Here is a 19416-nt window from a genome sequence, read left to right as displayed (position 1 = left end):
GTTACCTCATTGTCTGGCCGATTTTCCCAGGGACTTCGCCACCAGCTGTTCGTAGAGTTCGGCGTAGGGTTCCACGGCCTTGCACCAGTTGAACGGCGCCGACATGGCCCGGCAGCGCATGGCGTTGAGCAAGTCGGGGAACTCGAAGACCTTGAAGGCCCGGCTCAAGGCCTGTTTGTAGCTCTCCACCGTGGACTCATCGAACAGGAAACCGGTGATGCCATCTTCGATGGTGTCCGCCAAGCCTCCGGTATTGCGCGCCACCGGCAGCGAGCCGAAGCGTTGGGCGTACATCTGGCTCAAGCCGCAAGGCTCGTAGCGCGACGGCATCAGCAGGAAATCGCTGCCGGCAAACATCCGCCGGGCATCGGTTTCGTTGAAGCCAATGCGTACGCCGATGCGGCCGGGGAAGCGCAGCGCCAGTTCGCGCATAGCCTGTTCTTCCTCCGGTTCGCCACGGCCGATGATGGCGATCTGGCCACCGGACTCGACGATGAACTCGGCGACCGCTTCGGTCAGGTCCAGGCCTTTCTGGTAGACCAGGCGCGACACCACGGCGAACAGCGGGCCCGTGGAGTCGTCGAGGCCAAACAGTTCACGCACATGGCTGGCGTTGACCGCCTTGCCGTCCCAGTCGCCGATGGCGAACTGGCGGAACAGGTGCGAATCGGTGGCCGAATCCCAGCTTTCGTCGATGCCGTTGGGAATGCCGCTGAGCAAGCCTTGTTGGGTCTTGGCCGCGAGGAAACCGTCAAGCCCGCAACCAAACGCCGGGGTGGTGATCTCCTGGGCGTAGGTGGCGCTGACGGTGGTTATATGGCTGGAGTAGGCCATCCCGGCCTTGAGGAACGACAGTTTGCCGTAGAACTCCATGCCTTCCTGTTGCAGGGCGTGCTCGGGAATGCCCAGCTCCGGGCAGGAGGCGAGGCTGACCACGCCCTGGTACGCCAGGTTGTGGATGGTGAACAGGGTCGGGGTGCGTTGCCCGCGCCAGTGCATATAAGCGGGCGCCAATCCGGCTGGCCAGTCATGGGCGTGGACGAGGTCGGGGCACCAGTGGATCTGCGCGAGGTTGGCGGCGATGTCGGCGGCGGCCAGGCCCAGGCGGGCGAAGCGGATGTGGTTGTCGGGCCAGTCGCGGCCGTTGTTGGCACCGTAGGGGGAGCCTTCGCGGGCGAACAGTTCCGGGCAGATCAGGACGTAGATCACCAGGCCATCGGCCATGTCCATGCGCCCGATCTTGCAGGGCGGCAGCGCTGCGTGGCCGCCCAGTTCGCCGATGATGTGGATCGGATTGCCGCTGTTCATCACTTGCGGATAGCCGGGGATCAGTACCCGGACATCATGCAGCCCGGCCATGGCCCGGGGCAGTGCCGAGGACACATCGCCCAGGCCGCCGGTCTTGACCAGGTCGGCGATTTCCGAGGTGACGAACAGGATTTTCTTGCGATTGGGGTTCTGTCGAGCGACGGGAAGCAGTGCCTTGCCGCCGGTGGCCAACACCGGAGCCGTCGGCGATTCGGCCGCCGGCGGTAATTGAGAACGGACTTGTTGTGGTTCCAAGGCAGCACTGATCATAAATATCTCCCATTTTCTCGATCTGTTTCCGGCAAGCGCCAGAGCTGTTGTTTCATTGGCCGAATCCTGCGGCCAGGCGCACAAGCGCTACGAAGGAAAGCGAACGGCTACCCAAACGCGGCGAAGCGAAGCAGCTGAAGGAGCTGTTGCAATGACCAGTGCAAGGACTGCACCAGTCGCTATTGCCCTACCTCTAACCTGACCTGTCGCCGTTGCGAAAAGTTTCGACTTTTTTTCGTCTGGATGACCGGTCGGTTTTCCCCCCGGTTAAGCAGTCTAGGTCAGATCCTAGAGCGGTGCGGCTCGGTTCGTCGCATTGTCCGACAATCACGTTTTTTAGCGGCAATGTCTTACACGACGTCGGGGAATACGCACCGACGAAGTGCACATTCCTGAAAAGAAAAAAGTGTAGGGGGAGGGGGCTGTTTCATCGACGTGCGCGATGGAATGGCGCGATGCACCATTGGAGGGCGGCTGGAATAGCGGCGTTTTGATGGCCAATGCCGCGCTGAAACACGCTGTTTCTGTGGGAGCGGGCTTGCTCGCGAATGCGGCCTGTCAGCCACATATTTACTGACTGATACACCCATTCGCGAGCAAGCCCGCTCCCACAGCAGGAGATGTTCTGGGTATTGAGGAGCGGGTTCAGCCCGCCGGCGTCAGCAACCGAATCGGCGTGCCCGCAGCCCAAGCCAGCAGGTCTTCGATCATCAGGGAATAGAACTGCTGGTAATTCCGTCGGCTGACGTAACCCAGGTGCGGCGTGGCCAGTACGTTGTCCAGGGTTCGGAACGGATGGGCGGCAGGCAAGGGCTCCTGGGCAAAGACGTCCAGGGCGGCGCCGGCCAGGCGCCGATGCTGAAGGGCGTCGATCAGGGCGGTTTCATCGACGATGGGCCCGCGGGAGGTGTTGACCAGCAGCGCTTCGGGTTTCATCCAGGCCAGCGCCTGGGCATCCACCAGGCCGCGGGTGCGTTCGCCGAGCACCAGGTGGATCGAGAGCACGTCGGCCTGTTCGAACAACGCCTGCTCGCTGACATAGGTCACGCCCACTTCCGCGGCTCGCTCGGCGCTGAGGTTCTGGCTCCAGGCGATGACCCGCATGCCGAACACCTGGCCGAACTGCGCCACCCGCGCGCCGATGTTGCCCAGGCCGAGGATTGCCAGGGTCTTGCCGTGCAGGTCGCCACCCAGGCCTTGCTGCCACAGGCCGGCGCGCAAGGCATTGGCCTCCTGTACCAGATTGCGGGTCAGGGCCATGATCAGCGCCCAGGTCAGTTCGGGCGTGGCGTGTTTGTAGCTGTCGGTGCCGCAGACCTGGATGCCCAATTCGGCGGCGGCCTTCAGGTCCAGGGCGGCATTGCGCATGCCGCCGGTGAGGAGCAGCTTGAGGTTGGGCAGGCGGCGCAGCAGGCCTTCGTCGAACACGGTGCGTTCGCGCATCACGCAGATCACCTCGAAGCGCTGCAAGCGTTCGGCGAGGGTGTCGCGGTCGGCGGGGTAGTCGTGGAGAAACGTCACCTGGCCGACGCTGTCGAGCACCGACCAATCCACCACGCCGCGTGCCACATCTTGCCAATCGTCTATGACTGCTATTTGCACCGCCATGGATCACCTCGTCAGGGAATGGGTTTGTCCAGCCAGCCGAGCAGCGCCTTATGGAACCGATCCGGCTCTTCCATTTGCGGGGCATGCCCCAGATTGGGGAACTCCACCAGCGTCGCGCGCGGAATCAGCCCGGCCACCTGCTTGCCCAGTACCTCGTAATGGCCCAGTTTGGCCTTGACCGCCGGCGGCGCGATGTCGCTGCCGATGGCGGTGGTGTCCGAGGTGCCGATCAGCAGCAGGGTGGGCACGCTCAGGTCCTTGAACTCGTAGTAGACCGGCTGGGTGAAGATCATGTCGTAGATCAGCGCCGAGTTCCATGCCACTTGCTCATGACCCGGGCCCTTGTTCAAGCCGGCAAGCATGTCCACCCAACGGTCGAACTCAGGTTTCCAACGGCCGGCGTAATAGGTTGTGCGCTCGTAATTGCGAATGCCTTCGGCGGTGACCTTCAGCTCACGGGCGTACCATTGGTCGACGGTGCGGTAGGGCACGCCCAAGGCTTTCCAGTCTTCCAGCCCGATGGGGTTGACCATTGCCAGGCGTTCGACTTGATCGGGAAACTGCAACGCGTAGCGGGTGGCGAGCATGCCGCCGGTGGAATGGCCGAGGACGATGGCTTTCTGTACGCCGAGGGCCTTGAGCAAGGCCTGGGTGTTGGTTGCCAGTTGTTGGAAGCTGTACTGGTAATACTCGGGTTTGCTCGAGGTGCAGAAGCCAATCTGGTCTGCCGCGACGACCCGGTAGCCGGCCTCGCTGAGGGCCTTGATCGAATCGCCCCAGGTGGCGGCGCAGAAATTCTTGCCGTGCATCAGCACTACCGTGCGGCCATTGACCTTGCCTTGGGCCGGCACGTCCATATAGCCCATTTGCAAGGATTGGCCCTGGGACTGTAAGGCGAAATGCTTGAGGGTGTAGGGGTATTCGAAACCTTCCAGCTGCGCACCGTAGGCCGGGCCTTCCGGTGGATTGGCGGCCTGGGCGAGCAGGGGCAGGGCGGCGGTGAAGAACAGGCTGGGCAACCAACGGGGCATGATTCGGGACATGGTCGATCTCCTTGTGGCCGCCGCCGATCCTGGCGCGACCCGATTATGGCGACATTAACCACAGGCAACCGAACGGCCCGAACGTTCAACCCATCCAGCCCAGCGTGGCCAGGGCGAGCACGCCATAGCGCATGCCTTTGGCCAGGGTCACGATCAGCAGGAAACGCCGCCACGGCTCGCCCATCACCCCCGCCACCAGGGTCAACGGGTCGCCGATGATCGGCAGCCAACTGAGCAACAGCGACCAGCGGCCGAAGCGCTGGTAATGCAGGCGAGCCTTGTCCAGGTGGGCCGGGCTGACCGGGAACCAGCGCCGGTCCTTGAAGTGTTCCAGGCGCGTGCCCAGCCACCAGTTCACCAGCGAACCCAGGACGTTGCCGACCGTGGCGACCGCGAGCAGCAACCAGGTTTCGTGGCGCTCGCTGAGCAACAGGCCGACCAACAAGGCCTCTGACTGCAGCGGCAACAAGGTCGCCGCGCCGAACGCCGCCAGGAACAAGCCGAGATAGGCTTCGCCCATCAGTGGGCCGGGTAATCCGCCACCACGGTTTGGGTCCCGTCTTTTTTCTGGCCGATCACTTGATAAGTGTCGCTCATGCCATCCATTTCCATGCCGGGCGAGCCCATGGGCATGCCCGGCGCGGCGACGCCGAGCAAGTCATCGCGCTTGCCCAGCGCCAGCACCTGATCGGCCGGGACATGGCCTTCGACGAATTTGCCGTTGATTTCGGCGGTGTGGCAGGAGCGCAGGTTCGGCGCCACGCCCAGGCGTTGCTTGACCGAACTCATGTCGGCCTCGACATGGTCGTTGACCTTGAAGCCGTTTTCTTGCAGATGCGAGATCCACTTTTTGCAGCAGCCACAATTGGCATCGCGGTGCACATCGATGGTCACCGGCTCGGCGGCCTGGGCCAGGGAGGTGAGGAACAGGGCGCTCAAGGCGAGCAGGTGCAGGGGGTTGGCCATGGAGGTGGTCTCGTGTCGTACGGTTTGGAGGGAGGATAACAGAGTAGCGAGCACGAGCTGACAGGGGGCTGAGGCGGGGATTACAGAATTGTCAGGTTGGGGCGAACGCAGTCCTGTGGGAGGAACGCTTGCTCGCGATAGCGGTTTGTCAGTCACAACCTTGCTGCTGATCCGCCGCTATCGCGAGCAAGCTTTGCTCCCACAGATCTGATGGGTGTACGGGCGGGAGAGACAGGTCGTTTGTCAGGCCGTCTTCGCGAGCAAGCCCGCTCCCACAGGAGAATGACGACGCTTCAGCGCACCTTGAACCGCCCCATGATCGCATTCACCCGGGTATTGGCTTCCAGCAGTTGCCGGGTATTGGCCTCGCTGGCCAGGCCGCTTTCCACCAGTTCCTCCACCATGTGGCGGATTTGCACCATGCTGCGATTGATCTCCTCGGTCACCGCGCTCTGTTGCTCGGCTGCCGTGGCGATCTGGGTGCTCAGGCTGTTGATCTGGCTGACCGAACCGGCCATTTCGTCCAGGCCCGAGTTCACCCGTGACGTCGCATCGGCGGCCGACTGGCAACTGGCCTGGGTGTTTTCCATGGCCGAGACCGACGAACTCACGCCCTGGGTCAGGCGGGTCAGCATTTCGTTGATTTCCGAGGTGCTGGCCTGGGTGCGAGCGGCGAGGGCGCGGACCTCGTCGGCCACCACGGCGAAACCACGGCCTTGCTCACCGGCCCGGGCGGCTTCGATGGCGGCGTTGAGGGCCAGCAGGTTGGTCTGCCCGGCGATGGCGCCGATCACGCCGAGGATTTCGGTGATGCGCTGGGCGTCCTGTTGCATGCTCTCGACCTTGCGGGTGGCGCTGGCCACCTCATCGATCAGCGCCACCACACTGTTGGAGGCCTCGCCGACGACCACGCGGGAGCGGTCGGCATGCTCGTTGGCGCGTTGGGTGAACGCGGCGGTCTCGGCGGCGTTTTGCGCGACGCTTTCAGCCGTGGAGCTCATCTGGGTGATGGCGGTCACGGTCTGGTCGGTTTCCGAGGCGTGGCGCATCAGGATTTCGCTGGTGTGGGCCGAGGTCCGCTGCAGATCGCCGAGGCTCGACGCCATGGCGCCGGTGGCCTGGGTGACTTCACCGATCATGCCTTGCAGGTAAGCGATGAAGCGGTTGACCGAATGACCGATCGCGCCCAATTCATCCTCGGCCCGGATGATGATGCGTCGGGTCAGGTCGGCATCGCCCGTGGACAAGGCGTCGATGTTGCCTTTGAGCACCTTCATGCGGTGGGTCAATTGGCGGATCGCGTAAAGTTGCATCAACACCAACAGGATCACCATTGGGATCTGCAGCAGGCTCAAGGTGTTCAGCACATCGTCGCGTTGGGCGGTGATCAGTCGGGTTGGCAGCGCAGTGGCAAGGAACCACGGCGAACCTTCGATAGGGCGCATGAAGAACGTGCTGGCCTCGCCCTTGTTGTCGAATTCGACCCGCTGCAACGGCTGGTCACGCTTGGCCAGGCCTGCCTTGACCTGGGCAGCGAATGGCGAGGATGCCGCCAAGTCGCTGATATTCTTCAACACGATCGGCCCGCTGATGCGCGAACTGTTGCTGATGATCTTGCCGTCGCCTTCGACGATCAGCATTTCGGCGCTCAGGTCGGCTTCCTTGCGCGCAATCAGGTCGTTGAAGAAGCCCAGGGTCACGTCGATGGTGGACACGCCGTAAGGCACGCCGTTCTTCTGGATGGCCATGGCGCAGTTGGTACGAGGCTCGGCGCTGGCGTCGTCTTTATAGGCTGCGGCCCAGGCGCATTTGCCAGGTGGGGTGGCCATGCCGCCCTTGTGCCAGGGTTGTTCGTAATAGTTGGGCGCGGCGTCACTGTTCCAGAAGGTATTGACCACCAGTTTGCCGGACGCGTCGCGGTGCCAGAACGTGCTGAACTTGCTACGCCCCTCGGCCCGCTGGTTGGGCAACGGCCAGATCCCGCCACCGAAGACTTTCAACTCGCCGTACTGGTCCACCAGCCCCGGCAATACTTTGTCGATGGCATCGCTGTCGAGCAACGGGATGGTCTGGGTGATGCTGCGTTGCTGCGCCTGCACCTTGTTCAGTTCGCCCTGGATCTGCTCGGCAACCTCGGCGATGCGGTTCAGCGCCACTTGCTCTTCAGTCTGGCGCAGCTTGGGCGCGACCAGGTAACTGATGCCCACCACGGTCAGGAGCGACAACACCAGCATGAAAATGACCAGGAACAGGGTGTAGCGCGCCTGAATCGTTCGGAATGAGGGCATGTGGAAAATCCTTGCACGAAGGCGACTTTCTAAAGCAAGCGGATGGGCAGTCCTGACTGTATCGGCCTGGGGTGATGCAGCTTTAGAGGTCAGTCGGTCAAGGAATAAAACGAGGGGATTGCACGAAGACTCGCCTTCGGCTGTACCATGATGCCCCCTTGGCAGCCCGTCACTCCGGCAATACGGTATGGACCTGGCAGCCTTCGGATACAGAACGGATACATTCAGGAAATTGGCAATGACTCATTCGCAACGTTTGAAATACTCGATTCTGATCGTCCTCGTCGTCCTGGCAATCATGCTGGGGCTGTCCTGGATGCAGGGCCAGGGCATGATCAGCGAGCAGCTGTTTCAATACATCGCCATTGCCGTGGCGGTCATCGTGGTGGTGATCAACGGCGTGATGCGGCGCAAGGTCAAGTCCTGAGCGCCGGGTTCAATCCTCGGCCTCGAGCACGGCCATCGCGCTGGGGTGCAGGCGGTAGCTTTTATCGGGGTTGAGGGTCACGACGCCCTCGCTGCACAGGCGCTTCAACACCTCGCGCACGCTGAGAAAGGACAACGGAATGTCCAGCCCCAATAACTGGCTGTGCACACCACGCACGCCCAGGCAGCGGTTTTCGTGGGCGGCCTTGAGCAGCGCATCGATGACTTTGAGGCGAATCAGGCTGGTCCTGAGCCCGAAGCTCTTGAGCAGGCGCCTGATGTGGTCGTTGCCGCCGCGCTCTGGCGGCCTGTCGAATTCACGGTGGGTGGCGTTCAGCGAGACGCCGGTCGGCCTTGGCTTGCCCTCCATGGGCAGTTGCGCGTTACGCATGCAGAAACTCCTTACCAGCCTGATCAGAAAAGGTCACGAATACTCTCCTGTTATAGGACGAACGAGGACGGGCAATCATGAAGGCGGTGATGTGAAAAAATTGCCCCGGCTTCGTCAAACCCCCGTGCTCAAGCGGCGCCAGGCCATTAATTTTTTTTTATCCGGTTCGTTTTCAAGGTAGGCACATTCCGGTTCAGCATGCGGTGTGTGATTTCCCAGGCGGGCCGAGTGTTGTCTACAGGCGCAGCGGTAGCCGTCCTGGTTTTTGCGGTTTTCATCAGGAGTGAACGTGAGAATGTCCGGGCAGTTATCGAGGGTTGGCCTTGCAGGCGCTTTTCTAGGGATCGCCCTCGGGCTCAGCCCTGTGGTCAATGCGCGGGACGATGGGGCGCAGGCCAGTGCCGAGATCCGGCGCACCCGTTTTGGCGTGCCGCATATCCGGGCTCAGGACGAGCGTGGGTTGGGTTATGGCATCGGCTATGCCTACGCCCAGGACAACCTGTGCTTGCTGGCCAATGAGATCGTCACGGTCAACGCCCAGCGCTCGCGTTATTTCGGGCCCGAGCAGGTCACGGTCGAACAGCGGGAGAACCGCGTCAGCGACCTGTTCTTCAGCTGGCTCAACACGCCGCAAGCGGTCTCCGGTTTCTGGCAGGCCCAGGCGCCTCAAGTGCAGCAATTGGTCGAAGGCTATGCGGCGGGCTACAACCGCGCGTTGGCCGAGCACAAGGCCAAGGGCCTGCCCGAACAGTGCGCCAGCGAGTGGGTACGGCCAATCACTGCGCTGGACTTGGTCAAGTTGACCCGTCGGTTGCTGGTGGAAGGCGGCGTCGGCCAATTCGCCGAAGCCCTGGCGGGTGCGCAACCGCCCCAGGCGACCGCGCTCGCCGCCGCTCCGGCCACGAGTTTCGCTGCCGCCGCGACCCGGCAGCAGCGTTTTGCCCTGGAGCGCGGCAGCAATGCCCTGGCCATCGGCAGTGAGCGCTCGTTCAACGGTCGTGGGATGTTGTTGGCGAACCCGCATTTTCCATGGGTGGGCGGCATGCGTTTCTACCAGATGCACCTGACCATTCCCGGCAAGCTGGACGTCATGGGCGCGGCGCTGCCAGGCCTGCCGATGATCAACATCGGTTTCAGCCAGCACCTGGCCTGGACCCACACCGTCGACAGTTCAAAGCATTTCACCCTGTACCGCCTGCAACTCGACCCGAAGGACCCGACCCGCTACTTGCTCGATGGCAAGTCCGTACCGATGAGCCAGCAGACGGTCACAGTGGACATCCAGCAACCCGACGGCCAGGTGCAGACGGTTTCCCGCGTGGTCTATGGCTCGCAATTCGGCCCGATCGTGCAATGGCCCGGCCGACTGGACTGGGATAACCGGTTCGCCTACAGCCTGCGGGACGCGAACCTGGAAAACGATCGGGTGCTGGCCCAGTGGTACGCCATGAACAAAGCGGTCACGCTCAAGGACTTGCAGGCCGCCGTCCATAAAATCCAGGGCATTCCCTGGGTCAATACCCTGGCGGTGGACGACCAGGGGCAAAGCCTCTACATGAATGTGTCGGTGGTGCCGAACGTCGATGCCGACAAACTGGCCCGGTGCAGCGATCCCAGGGCCGGATTGCAGATGATCGTGCTGGATGGTTCTCGCAGCGAATGTGCCTGGGGCAGCGATGCCAACGCGGTACAGGAGGGCATTTATGCCGCCGACAAGCTCCCGCAGCTGTTGCGCCGCGATTATGTGCAGAACTCCAACGATTCGGCCTGGATGGTCAACCCGGCGCAACCCTTGGCCGGTTATTCCCCGTTGATCAGCCAGCACGGCAAGCCACTGGGGCTGCGCGCGCGTTTTGCGCTGGAGCGGATGGGCCAGTTGGCCAAGGCCGGGCCGGTGAAGGTGGAGGATTTGCAGCGCATGGTCATGGACGATCAAGTTTACCTGGCTGACCAAGTGATGCCGGACCTGCTCGACGTATGCGCCGGTGACCTGCGGCCCGATGCTTCGGCATTGGGCGAGGTCTGTGCCAGCCTCAAGGCCTGGGATCGCAAGGCCGGCCTGGACAGCGGCTTGGGGTTCGTGCATTTCCAGCACATCATGGACCCGTTGCAGGCGCTGCCTGATTCATGGCGTGTTGCGTTCGACCCCAACGACCCGCAACACACCCCGCGCGGCCTGGCGATCGAGCGACCGCCCGTGCTCAAGGCCGTGCGCGAAGCCATGCTGGCTTCGGTGGCGGCAGTGAAGGCGGCCGGATTGTCGAAGGACAGCCGATGGCAAGACGTCCAGGTGGCCAGCAGCGGCGGCCGACAGACACCGATCCACGGCGGCCCCGGGGAGTTGGGCATCTATAACGCAATCCAGAGCGTGCCGGGGGCGAACGGCAGGCGAGAGGTGGTCAGCGGTACCAGCTACCTGCAAGTGGTGACGTTTGACGATAAAGGTCCACAAGCCCAGGGGCTGTTGGCGTTCTCCATTTCCAGCGACCCTGCTTCGCCTTATTCGGCCGACCAGACCCAGGCGTTTTCGCAGAAACAGTGGAGTGTGCTGCCCTTCACCGAACAGCAGATCAAGGCTGATCCGCAGTATCAGGTCCTGATCATCCGTGAGCGTGATGAGGCGGGTAGGGTGGTGACGCAATAACCGCTGTTGTACCTGAGGCGTTCGGCAAACCCGTGGCGAGGGAGCTTGCTCCCGCTTGAGCGCGAAGCGCTCACAAAATGGGTCTGCTGCGCAGCCCAGCGGGAGCAAGCTCCCTCGCCACAGGTTCGTCATTCCCTTTAAGTGAACAGAATTTAGGTCCCAAAGGGGCCTTTTCAGTTATTGAGCCGGCCGTTGCCCAATGGAATTGAGCACCGGGTTGCCATCCTTGTTCTGCGTCAGGTAGACCGGCAGGACCTTCGGCAACGAAGCCACGAGGTTCTGCACTTCGCTGATGTTGTACACACCGCCGACACGCAGGCCGCCGGTGCTGTTGTCAGCGAGCATGACGGGACGCTCGAGATAGCGGTTGATCAGCGGCAGCGCGTCGCTCAGGGCAAGGTTATCCAGCACCAACTTGCCGTTGCGCCACGCCAGCGAGCTGTCGTTGGGATCGGTCTCGCGGACTTGCGGTTGGTGGTCGCCCGCCTTGTAGCTCGCTTGCATGCCCGGCGAAAGTTGCAGGCCGTTGTGGGTGAGCGCCTGGTTACTGATGACCTTGACCGAACCTTCCACCAGCGTGACCCGTACCTGGTCCTGGTACATCCAGACGTTGAAGCGCGTCCCGGTCACCCGCACCTGGCCTTGGCCGGCGCGCACGACAAACGGATGTTGTTTGTCATGGGTGACGTCAAAAAACGCCTCGCCTTTTTTCAACGTCACCCGGCGCTCGTTTTTGTAGTTGGCGAAGGTCAGCTCGCTGCCGAGGTTGAGTTCGACCTGGCTGCCGTCGTCAAGCGTGATCTGGCGGACGCTCGTGCCGGCTTCGAATCGCTCGTAGGAATTGGCAACCCAGCCCAGATTCCAACCGGTGTAGGCGGCCACGGGCAGGCCCACGACGAGCACTGCGGCGGCGACAGCCAACCGGCTCCAACGCGACCGGGGCCTGGACGCTGGGGCGGGGGCGGCTGGCTCGACGCGCGGCAGATGATCGGCCACCTCCCAGATTTCCAACATGGCTTGGTATTCGAACGCATGCAGCGGATCGGCATCGTGCCATTGCTGGAACGCCTGCCGTTCGGCATCGGTGCAGTCGACGGCGTGCAGACGCATGCACCAATGGGCAGCGGCATCGGTAATGGCGTCGTATTCGGCTTCCGAGAGGGTATGTTCGGTCATTGATTCGTCCTGATTTGCCGCATTCTAACCTTCGGCATGAGCTGCCGAGAACTGCTGTCATGGCGTTTGCACATCAATGAGCCTGTTTTTTCGCTCGAACCTGGGTCATGGCGTACCGTCGCATACCTGGCGTGAAAAAAAGATCAACAGCCCTTGCCCGGATCAGGACACCGCAAGTTGTCGAGAGGAGCGCACATCAAGTTGCCGCCCCAATTCACAAATCAAGAGGGTGATGGAGTCGGCGTTGCGTAGTATGACGTCGATGCGCGTGTCCGGCAAAATCGGGTCGAGGAATGCGTCACGTGCTTCATTCATGTTTTTGGCGCCGGTTATTTTCAGGATTTCCCGGGCGGTCCCCTTATAGACGGACAACAGCTCAATGCCCTTGAATGTGTTATCAGTCTCGTCCCATTGCGTAAAGAGTTTTGATTTTGGAGTGTTCAACGAAAGTCCATTCTGTTGCAGCTCCTTTTGTGTTTCGTATTTCTCCCTCCCTAGATAAGTGGCGGTTGAAATCAAGTCCAGGAACGGCATCGGCGCATCCAGGTAGATGATATCGATCGTATTGAAAAGCTGATGGGAGATTTCATGGATGAACGTCGCTCCTTGGGCATGGGCGTCGACGTTGAAGGCCTCTGGTACGACGGACCTATACCAATCCAATCCCATTTCGAAGAAAAACTGAGTGATATAAATTCTCCCGACGGCTGCGGGTTCGAGCACAAAGGCTGTCGCCCTGTCTTCCAGGTGTTTAAGGGTGCCGACAACGATGCGATCCGCATTCATTTGCTCCCAGGCGGGGTTGGCCAATGCCTGGCATATCGGCGAAATCGCGTTCTCTATTTTGCTAATGAGGCGGGCATCGACGCTGCTCACTCCAAAAAAAAATCGAAGGTATCGATCCAGCCGAGAGCCCGGAAGAACCTGCTGTTTGAGTGCGTGGAGATTTTGAAGGGCATTGAACGAGTAAAACCTCGCGGTTTCCAAGGCCTGCACGATCGCATTGGCCCGGAACGGATATTTCCTGCGTATCTCGGCCATGCCCCGTGCCTCAATATTCAGTGATCCCTTGGCCTTGAAGTCGCTATAGGTAATGGCCATCTTCGACCCGGCCTTGCCAAATCGGATGGTTTGGCGCTGTGGATCGATTCCCCACGTCCGGCCATCCGCCGATTTTTTCAATAAAGGCCCTTCGCCGTGTTCGTGAATGATTCGCCAGGTCTGGCCGGCTTTTGCCACTTGATAGACCTTGCCGGCGAGGGGGACAAAAAACTTGCCATTCGCCACGGCCTTGTAGACCCCTTCGGTCCAGTCCAGCTGGAGATTCGAGAGGCTCACGTCCGAGGCTTCGAAGACCTGAAGGTCGGTGCGCATAGCAGCCGTGCAAGCGATGTCCTTCCAGCTTGTCGCTGGCGTAGCACTTTCAGGAACCGGTTCGATAGGGTCGAGAAGGCCGAAGGTATCGCCGCGATTCAGGAAACCAAGCGACACCATCTCCGCGGCGCCCGCGATGAAGTTGTGCAGGCCTGTTTTCCAGTCATGCTGTTGCAAGGCTTCGGCTGAGCCCTTGAAGTCCTGATAGCTCTCCCACAGCGTTTCCAGGAATGTCAGTTTGGCCGGTAACTGTCTTCCCAGCATCCTGACCCCGGAGCTGAAGGCATGGAGAACCGTTGCCCAGTCAAATTGACGATGGTCCTGGTTTTGCGCGGTCAGCATCTCTGCCAGTAATGCGGTGTTGTCCTCATACAGCGTATGCAGAATATTTGTATTGATGGGGTTGAAGCCCAGGGTCACTTCCGATTGCGTTGCGCGCGTGGACGCGAAGAGATTCTTGAATGTGGCTTGTTGGCCCTGGGGAAGCCGGCGAATCAACAAATCCTGGAGTGCACCGGGTGTATTGAATGCGGCAACGATGCTGGCTTCATCCTTGAACTCATGTAATTGATTACCGTCATGGTAGGGCGAATACAAGACGTGAGGGCTGGTTGCATCGCTAGTCGAGCTGAATAGGTAGAGCCCCAGCGCTTTGATCGCGGCACCGCCTTCGGTTTTGATCAACTCCAAAGGGCGGAAGAATGCGTTGGCGCCTTCGACCGCTTGACGAGCGATGGCATCCGGCATGTCCATTACTTGCCGGACCAGGTCGAACGCCCTCGGAGAAAGATGCTGCTGTAGATACCGCGCATGAGCGTATTGCAACAATTGCCAAGGGAGCTGCTGACGAAAGCGCCGTTTTCTCGGCTGAGTATCCGCAGGGCTGCCGGAAAGTGCTTGGGTTACATGGTTTTTATAGGTGGTCGGGATTTCCAGCGACAACAACATTTGCCGTACCGCCGTCTCGTCCAAGCCAACGGGTAACGGCTGCGTGGAGGTTGACGAAACCTTGAAGCCTTTTTCGGTCACATCGACGTGATGCAAGGCAAAGTCAGTCAACGAACTAGCTGGCCCCACGATCGCCAGGTTGGGCGTGATCTGGATAGTTTCAGGGTCCAGGTTTTTCCGAGGAAAGCGCGCGTCCAATAGCGTGTGCAGTTTTTTTTGCACATAAGTTCGCAGGGGCTCGATACCATCCAGGTAGTCCTTGCCATCGGACACGCTGTTTTTATATTGCTCGAGCACTTCTACGTGCAGGCGCTTTTCTTCAAGGGATGCCGTGCCAAGCCAGGCAGGTAGTGTCTGCTGGCGTTTATTGGCCTGGGCGATAGATGTGACGTGTTTCAGATTGGTAGGCGCCCCTTTGCTCACGAGTGCCTGAAGACTTTTGACCAATGCCGGTCCGGTAAGCCGCCAATCCCCGGCTTTTAATGTGCTCAGATAGCCATATTCGGCCTCAAAGTGCTTGATAAACGAACTCATCCGATTCAGCAGCACATTATTTTCGATCAGTTCATACGCATGGAGTTGGTAGCGTCTATGTGGCAGGCGTTGAGGCGCCGTTAGATTCTCGAGTAAAGCAAAGCGTCTTTGCGAATCGAGCAGGTCTCGGTTCAATTGCCGGGTGGCCACCTCGACGCAAGGAAAAGCCTGCAAGCCATCGGCGGGCGTCCAAAGAATCGCCATGCCTGAGTGGGGCGTATCGAGTCCTCCACGCTCGGTTAATAAAAAACAATGGGCGAGAGGCGACTGAATCGTTCGGCCTTCTTCACTGCAAGCGAGCGTCAACGAATAGACATCCGGCCGAAAGCCCCTGACGGCTTTACGCTGCGAACGGTCCGGGTACTCGGCGTCATAGGCAAAAACCGTACTGATCAGCTCATGGGCAATCGACGGCAGGCTCGAATCCAGTTCCCGGAGTTCGGCCTCGGCGCGGATACCCACAGAAAAAACATTGGTCAGTTCGGCCAGCAGCGGCCTGAGCCGGTTGTGCAGCGAAGCGTTGGGGGAGGTCGGTAGCTGACTGAAAAGTCCGTCGAAAGCCTCCTCCACGTCGGTATAGCTCTTGATCTTTGTTTCCAGTTGATCGGCCATGAAATTGGATGGGCGCAGCTCTCCATGAAACGCGGGATGAGTGCCCCAATGCCCGGCGGTTGGCTGATTCAAGAGGCTTTTGTGAATGAAAGCACGTATATCCAGAGCCTTGTCGATGAGCGAATGAATGTCGACATCGGCCTGGCGAGACATTTCCAATGCGTAATGGAAGTTATTCTTCTGCTTCTCGATGATCGCGCTTGCCAGGGTGTCGGCCACCGGCAAGTCCAGTGGCTTGCCCGAAAGCTGCGGCTCATCGAAGTGCAGGAAGCGGTTGCGCTCTTCCAGGCTCAGGAGGCTATAGATTTTTTCCTTTTCTACGCTGCTGGCGGATTGACCGAACAGCCTGTCTTTGAAACCTGAATAGTTGCTTATCTTTTGAAAACCTTCGAGGGGCGTATAAAGATAATGTCCCTTGGCGCTGATCATCATGGAACCGGCAAGCTCCACGTAATTCGGTTCATATTCCCAGAGTCGAATCGTTTCGATGAACATCAATGTCTCGTCTCGCCGAGACGATCGGAATAGCCGAAACAGCTCACGACTCTGTTCATCCGTCAGTTGTCTTTTCTCCCGTTCGATCACAATGCACGCCCATAGCTCATCGTGAATGACACGAGACAAAAGCTTGCGTCGTGGCATATAGAAAGAAGCCGTGCGTCCCTCCCAAAAGGCGTCGATATAGCTGATCAGCGTCGGAATCAGTGTTTTGGCCGTGTCCCTTATGAAGTTTTCCCATTGCTGCGCCGAGTAGAACGATGCCAGTGTGCCTGGATGAGTCAGATCAATGTCATACCCGGCCGGCCAGCCCTGATGATGGAAGTAGTCCAGGACTGCCTCGCTCAGCGGAATGCTTTCAGTTACCGGGATTGCCTTTGGATCCGCCGGATGGGTTCCCTTGGTGAATGCCAAGCGGATTTGCCGATGATCCAGGCGTGGCAACGCTTCGTTCAATATTTGATCAAGCATTGATCTTAACGAGGGCAGTTGGATCAGCTCATTCACCAAGGCCAGGGCATTGATGCTCTGCGCGCTCTCGATGGACTCGATCTGGGCCCTGAAAATATCCCCGTCGATGATTTGCCTGGTTTGTCTGATGTCGGTGGTGCTGTTCAATTCGCTGTACTGGGAAATCGACAGGAGGCGAAACAGATCGTCGCGCTGCGCAGTGTCCTGACGCATCCGGTCAATCTCTTCTTCGAGGGATGCCCGGTTGTCGAACTTTTCGATTCCACCACTTGGCGTATAGAGGAACGCCGGGGCGGTGCTGGTTTGGCTACCGTTCGACGAGGCGCAGAGGGCGAAACAGCCGGCCAGTGCAATGGGTGGTTTTTCCTCTGCCTGCAACAGAATCGTTTCGGCGAACATCGGCGGCGTCTGCGCCGCGCGCTGGGCATGGCTGGGCAGGGAGACATGGTGCAACCAGTCGAGGTCGGCCTGGGTCAGCCCGTGGGGAGCGGTCAACTCGTCCGGGCGCTTGGCGTTCAGGACCTCGGGAAATAGCAGGGGCGTGGTGGTCATCGTTGCTTCTCGATCAAAGGCGCCGCAAGACGGCGCGAAGGGGCAGAAGCAGCCAGACTAGGCAACGATGGATGGACAAAGGTGGTACATAGTTATTGCACGCCGGGCTTCTTTGGTCTGCGGCGGGGAAGGATTGGCAGTGCGCGCCTGAAACAGTGTTTAATCACCGGGCGGGTCCTTTACGCTGTTGCTACCTCCAACAATCATTCTGGAGCTTCAGATGTCTGCGCCATCCGATCATGCCGCTTCTTGCACCTTGTCTTTCGATGCTTTGGTGAGTTTGCTGGAGAAGATTTTCCTGCGTCATGGCACCTCGACCGAAGTCGCTCGGTGCCTGGCCGAAAACTGCGCCGGGGCCGAGCGCGACGGTGCTCATAGCCATGGGGTGTTTCGCCTTCCCGGTTATGTCTCGACGCTGAACAGCGGTTGGGTCAACGGCGAGGCCGTGCCGGCGGTCGAAGACGTCGCCTCAGGGTTCGTCGCGGTGGATGCCGGCAACGGCTTTGCCCAGCCAGCCCTGGCCGCCGCGCGCGCCTTGCTGGTGGAAAAGGCCCGCAGCGCCGGGATCGCCGTCCTGGCCATTCGCAACTCCCATCACTTCGCGGCGCTCTGGCCGGATGTCGAGCCGTTTGCCTACGAAGGCCTGGTGGCGTTGACTGTGGTCAACAGCATGACGTGCGTGGTGCCCCACGGCGCGGACCGTCCGTTATTCGGCACCAATCCCATTGCCTTCGCCGCGCCACGGGCCGACGGTGAGCCGATCGTCTTCGACCTGGCCACCAGCGCCATCGCCCACGGCGACGTGCAGATCGCGGCGCGCAAGGGCGAGTTGTTGCCGCCCGGCATGGGCGTGGACAGCCTCGGCCAGCCGACCCGCGACCCCAAGGCGATTCTTGAAGGCGGTGCGCTGCTGCCATTTGGCGGACACAAGGGCTCCGCGTTGTCGATGATGGTCGAGTTGCTGGCGGCGGCGCTGACGGGGGGCAACTTTTCCTTCGAATTCGATTGGAGCAATCATCCGGGCGCCAAGACGCCGTGGACCGGCCAGTTGTTGATCGTGATCGACCCCAGCAAGACCGCCGGGCAAGACTTCGCCGAGCGCAGCCGGGAATTGGTCAGGCAGATGCACGGTGTCGGGCTGCGGCGGTTGCCGGGAGACCGTCGTCACCGCGAGCGCAGCAAGGCCAATGAGCAGGGGATTACTTTGGACGAGCAGACCTTGGCGCAACTGCGGGAGCTGGCGGGCGTTTGAACCGTCAGCGGTGGCAGCCGGCCTGGTTGCCACCGTTTTCATCACGGGCCGGTCCCTGGCGTTGCCGTGACACGCTGGGCCAAGCCTTCTACTATGACGGCTTCTTTTTTTCTGGAATTGCCTGGATGAGTAAGCCCGGCCAAACGGTGCTGGTTGCGCTGCGCAAGATGATCGCTTCGGGCGAGCTGGCCGCTGGCGAGCGCTTGATGGAAATCCCCACGGCCGAGTTGTTTGGCGTTTCGCGCATGCCGGTGCGCATGGCCTTCCGCACCCTGGAGCAGGAAGGGTTACTGGTGCGTTTTGGCGGGCGCGGTTTCCAGGTGCGTTCGGTCAGCGCCGAGCAAATCGCTGGGGCCGTGGAGGTGCGTGGCGTGCTGGAAGGCCTGGCGGCACGGCAGACAGCCGAGCATGGTTTGTCCGAAGAGGCCCGCGCGACGCTTGAGCAATGCTTGGTAAAGGGCGATGAACTGTTCGCCAAAGGCTATGTCACCGAGGACGACCTGGAGGTCTATCACGACCTCAACATGCGCTTTCACCAAGTAATCGTCGAAGGCAGCCACAACCCGGCGATCGCCGATGCCCTGGCCCGCAACGATCATTTGCCATTCGCCTCAGTCACCGCCCTGGCGGTGGATCGTCAGAACATGGCCGGTGAGTTTCGCCGTTTCAACTATGCCCATATGCAACACCATTCCGTGTTCGACGCACTGATCAACCGCCAGAGCGGCCGCGCCGAGGCGATCATGCGCGAGCATGCCAATGCGACCCTGCGCTACGCCGAGGTGTTCGGCTCGACACTGGCTGATGAGCGAATGAAGGTGATCCTGCGTTCGGAGTGACCGCCTCGGCGGCTGGTGATTGCAATATCCGTATCCACTCCAAATCCCCTGTGGGAGCGAGCTTGCTCGCGAAAGCGGTGGGCCAGTTTGCGGTGATGTTGGATACCCACAAGGTATTGGGAACCGCACGGTCCTGTGGCGAGGGAGCTTGCTCCCGCTGGGGCGCGCAGCGGCCCCAAAAAAGCGATGAGCGCTGCGCACTCAAGCGGGAGCAAG

The 19416-nt window shown here is 60.5% G+C and carries 13 protein-coding genes; 4 read left to right on the top strand and 9 right to left on the bottom strand.

The window, feature by feature from the left end; translation table 11 throughout:
- Positions 1 to 6: 6 nt before the first annotated feature.
- The 6 genes from glgA to HU767_RS25340 all read right to left on the bottom strand — a co-directional run bounded on the left by glgA (position 7) and on the right by HU767_RS25340 (position 7483).
- On the bottom strand, positions 7 to 1578 hold the full coding sequence (gene glgA, locus HU767_RS25365; RefSeq protein WP_186705715.1) for a glycogen synthase GlgA: 1572 nt from the start codon (positions 1576 to 1578) through the stop codon (positions 7 to 9).
- A 645-nt stretch (positions 1579 to 2223) separates the two neighbouring features.
- The gene (locus tag HU767_RS25360; RefSeq protein ID WP_186730777.1) at positions 2224 to 3186 is read right to left on the bottom strand and encodes a D-2-hydroxyacid dehydrogenase family protein; all 963 of its coding nucleotides are present in this window, start codon (positions 3184 to 3186) and stop codon (positions 2224 to 2226) included.
- An 11-nt stretch (positions 3187 to 3197) separates the two neighbouring features.
- The gene (locus HU767_RS25355) at positions 3198 to 4229 is read right to left on the bottom strand and encodes an alpha/beta hydrolase (RefSeq protein ID WP_186730776.1); all 1032 of its coding nucleotides are present in this window, start codon (positions 4227 to 4229) and stop codon (positions 3198 to 3200) included.
- A gap of 85 nt (positions 4230 to 4314) precedes the next feature.
- Positions 4315 to 4749 carry a YqaA family protein gene (locus HU767_RS25350; RefSeq protein ID WP_186705712.1) on the bottom strand — a complete coding sequence of 145 codons (435 nt, stop codon included), beginning with the start codon at positions 4747 to 4749 and terminating at the stop codon, positions 4315 to 4317.
- Positions 4749 to 5195, bottom strand: coding sequence for a DUF411 domain-containing protein (locus tag HU767_RS25345; RefSeq protein ID WP_186730775.1), 447 nt, complete (start codon positions 5193 to 5195; stop codon positions 4749 to 4751). Before HU767_RS25345 ends, HU767_RS25350 begins: the two co-directional genes overlap by 1 nt.
- A 293-nt stretch (positions 5196 to 5488) precedes the next feature.
- The gene (locus HU767_RS25340; protein WP_186730774.1) at positions 5489 to 7483 is read right to left on the bottom strand and encodes a methyl-accepting chemotaxis protein; all 1995 of its coding nucleotides are present in this window, start codon (positions 7481 to 7483) and stop codon (positions 5489 to 5491) included.
- A gap of 238 nt (positions 7484 to 7721) precedes the next feature.
- Here HU767_RS25340 and HU767_RS25335 point away from each other — a divergent pair, with 238 nt between their 5' ends.
- The gene (locus HU767_RS25335) at positions 7722 to 7910 is read left to right on the top strand and encodes a hypothetical protein (protein ID WP_186730773.1); all 189 of its coding nucleotides are present in this window, start codon (positions 7722 to 7724) and stop codon (positions 7908 to 7910) included.
- A 9-nt stretch (positions 7911 to 7919) separates the two neighbouring features.
- On the opposite strand, the gene HU767_RS25330 is transcribed toward HU767_RS25335, so the two are convergent.
- Entirely contained in the window at positions 7920 to 8300 is a 381-nt protein-coding gene (locus HU767_RS25330) for a fe2+ zn2+ uptake regulation protein (protein WP_186705708.1), read from the bottom strand.
- A 295-nt stretch (positions 8301 to 8595) separates the two neighbouring features.
- Between HU767_RS25330 and HU767_RS25325 the strand changes: the two genes are divergently transcribed.
- Entirely contained in the window at positions 8596 to 10944 is a 2349-nt protein-coding gene (locus tag HU767_RS25325; protein WP_186730772.1) for an acylase, read from the top strand.
- A gap of 177 nt (positions 10945 to 11121) precedes the next feature.
- Here the strand turns inward: HU767_RS25325 and HU767_RS25320 are convergent, their stop codons facing one another.
- Together HU767_RS25320 and HU767_RS25315 are read right to left on the bottom strand one after the other, a co-directional pair.
- Entirely contained in the window at positions 11122 to 12120 is a 999-nt protein-coding gene (locus HU767_RS25320) for a FecR family protein (protein WP_186730771.1), read from the bottom strand.
- Positions 12121 to 12282: 162 nt separating this feature from the next.
- A complete protein-coding gene (locus HU767_RS25315; RefSeq protein WP_186730770.1) occupies positions 12283 to 17109 on the bottom strand; it encodes a DUF6543 domain-containing protein in 4827 nt (1608 codons plus the stop codon).
- 220 nt (positions 17110 to 17329) lie between these two features.
- Here HU767_RS25315 and HU767_RS25310 point away from each other — a divergent pair, with 220 nt between their 5' ends.
- Both HU767_RS25310 and HU767_RS25305 read left to right on the top strand, forming a co-directional pair.
- Positions 17330 to 18361 (top strand): Ldh family oxidoreductase, encoded by a 1032-nt coding sequence (locus HU767_RS25310; protein WP_186730769.1) that lies wholly within the window; start codon positions 17330 to 17332, stop codon positions 18359 to 18361.
- A gap of 125 nt (positions 18362 to 18486) precedes the next feature.
- Positions 18487 to 19200, top strand: coding sequence for a GntR family transcriptional regulator (locus HU767_RS25305; protein WP_186705703.1), 714 nt, complete (start codon positions 18487 to 18489; stop codon positions 19198 to 19200).
- The last annotated feature ends 216 nt before the right edge of the window (positions 19201 to 19416 follow it).

The sequence above is a fragment of the Pseudomonas sp. SWRI179 genome, assembly GCF_014268705.1.
GTDB lineage: Bacteria > Pseudomonadota > Gammaproteobacteria > Pseudomonadales > Pseudomonadaceae > Aquipseudomonas > Aquipseudomonas zanjanensis.
Note: the sequence above shows the minus strand (reverse complement) of the source record. Positions and strands in the feature narration are given on the sequence as shown.

Excerpts from the sequence above, each read along its gene's own strand:
- glgA (WP_186705715.1), bottom strand. The coding sequence starts at position 1,578 with ATGATCAGTGCTGCCTTGGAACCACAACAAGTCCGTTCTCAATTACCG.
- HU767_RS25360 (WP_186730777.1), bottom strand. The coding sequence starts at position 3,186 with ATGGCGGTGCAAATAGCAGTCATAGACGATTGGCAAGATGTGGCACGC.
- HU767_RS25355 (WP_186730776.1), bottom strand. The coding sequence starts at position 4,229 with ATGTCCCGAATCATGCCCCGTTGGTTGCCCAGCCTGTTCTTCACCGCC.
- HU767_RS25350 (WP_186705712.1), bottom strand. The coding sequence starts at position 4,749 with ATGGGCGAAGCCTATCTCGGCTTGTTCCTGGCGGCGTTCGGCGCGGCG.
- HU767_RS25345 (WP_186730775.1), bottom strand. The coding sequence starts at position 5,195 with ATGGCCAACCCCCTGCACCTGCTCGCCTTGAGCGCCCTGTTCCTCACC.
- HU767_RS25340 (WP_186730774.1), bottom strand. The coding sequence starts at position 7,483 with ATGCCCTCATTCCGAACGATTCAGGCGCGCTACACCCTGTTCCTGGTC.
- HU767_RS25335 (WP_186730773.1), top strand. The coding sequence starts at position 7,722 with ATGACTCATTCGCAACGTTTGAAATACTCGATTCTGATCGTCCTCGTC.
- HU767_RS25330 (WP_186705708.1), bottom strand. The coding sequence starts at position 8,300 with ATGCGTAACGCGCAACTGCCCATGGAGGGCAAGCCAAGGCCGACCGGC.
- HU767_RS25325 (WP_186730772.1), top strand. The coding sequence starts at position 8,596 with ATGTCCGGGCAGTTATCGAGGGTTGGCCTTGCAGGCGCTTTTCTAGGG.
- HU767_RS25320 (WP_186730771.1), bottom strand. The coding sequence starts at position 12,120 with ATGACCGAACATACCCTCTCGGAAGCCGAATACGACGCCATTACCGAT.
- HU767_RS25315 (WP_186730770.1), bottom strand. The coding sequence starts at position 17,109 with ATGACCACCACGCCCCTGCTATTTCCCGAGGTCCTGAACGCCAAGCGC.
- HU767_RS25310 (WP_186730769.1), top strand. The coding sequence starts at position 17,330 with ATGTCTGCGCCATCCGATCATGCCGCTTCTTGCACCTTGTCTTTCGAT.
- HU767_RS25305 (WP_186705703.1), top strand. The coding sequence starts at position 18,487 with ATGAGTAAGCCCGGCCAAACGGTGCTGGTTGCGCTGCGCAAGATGATC.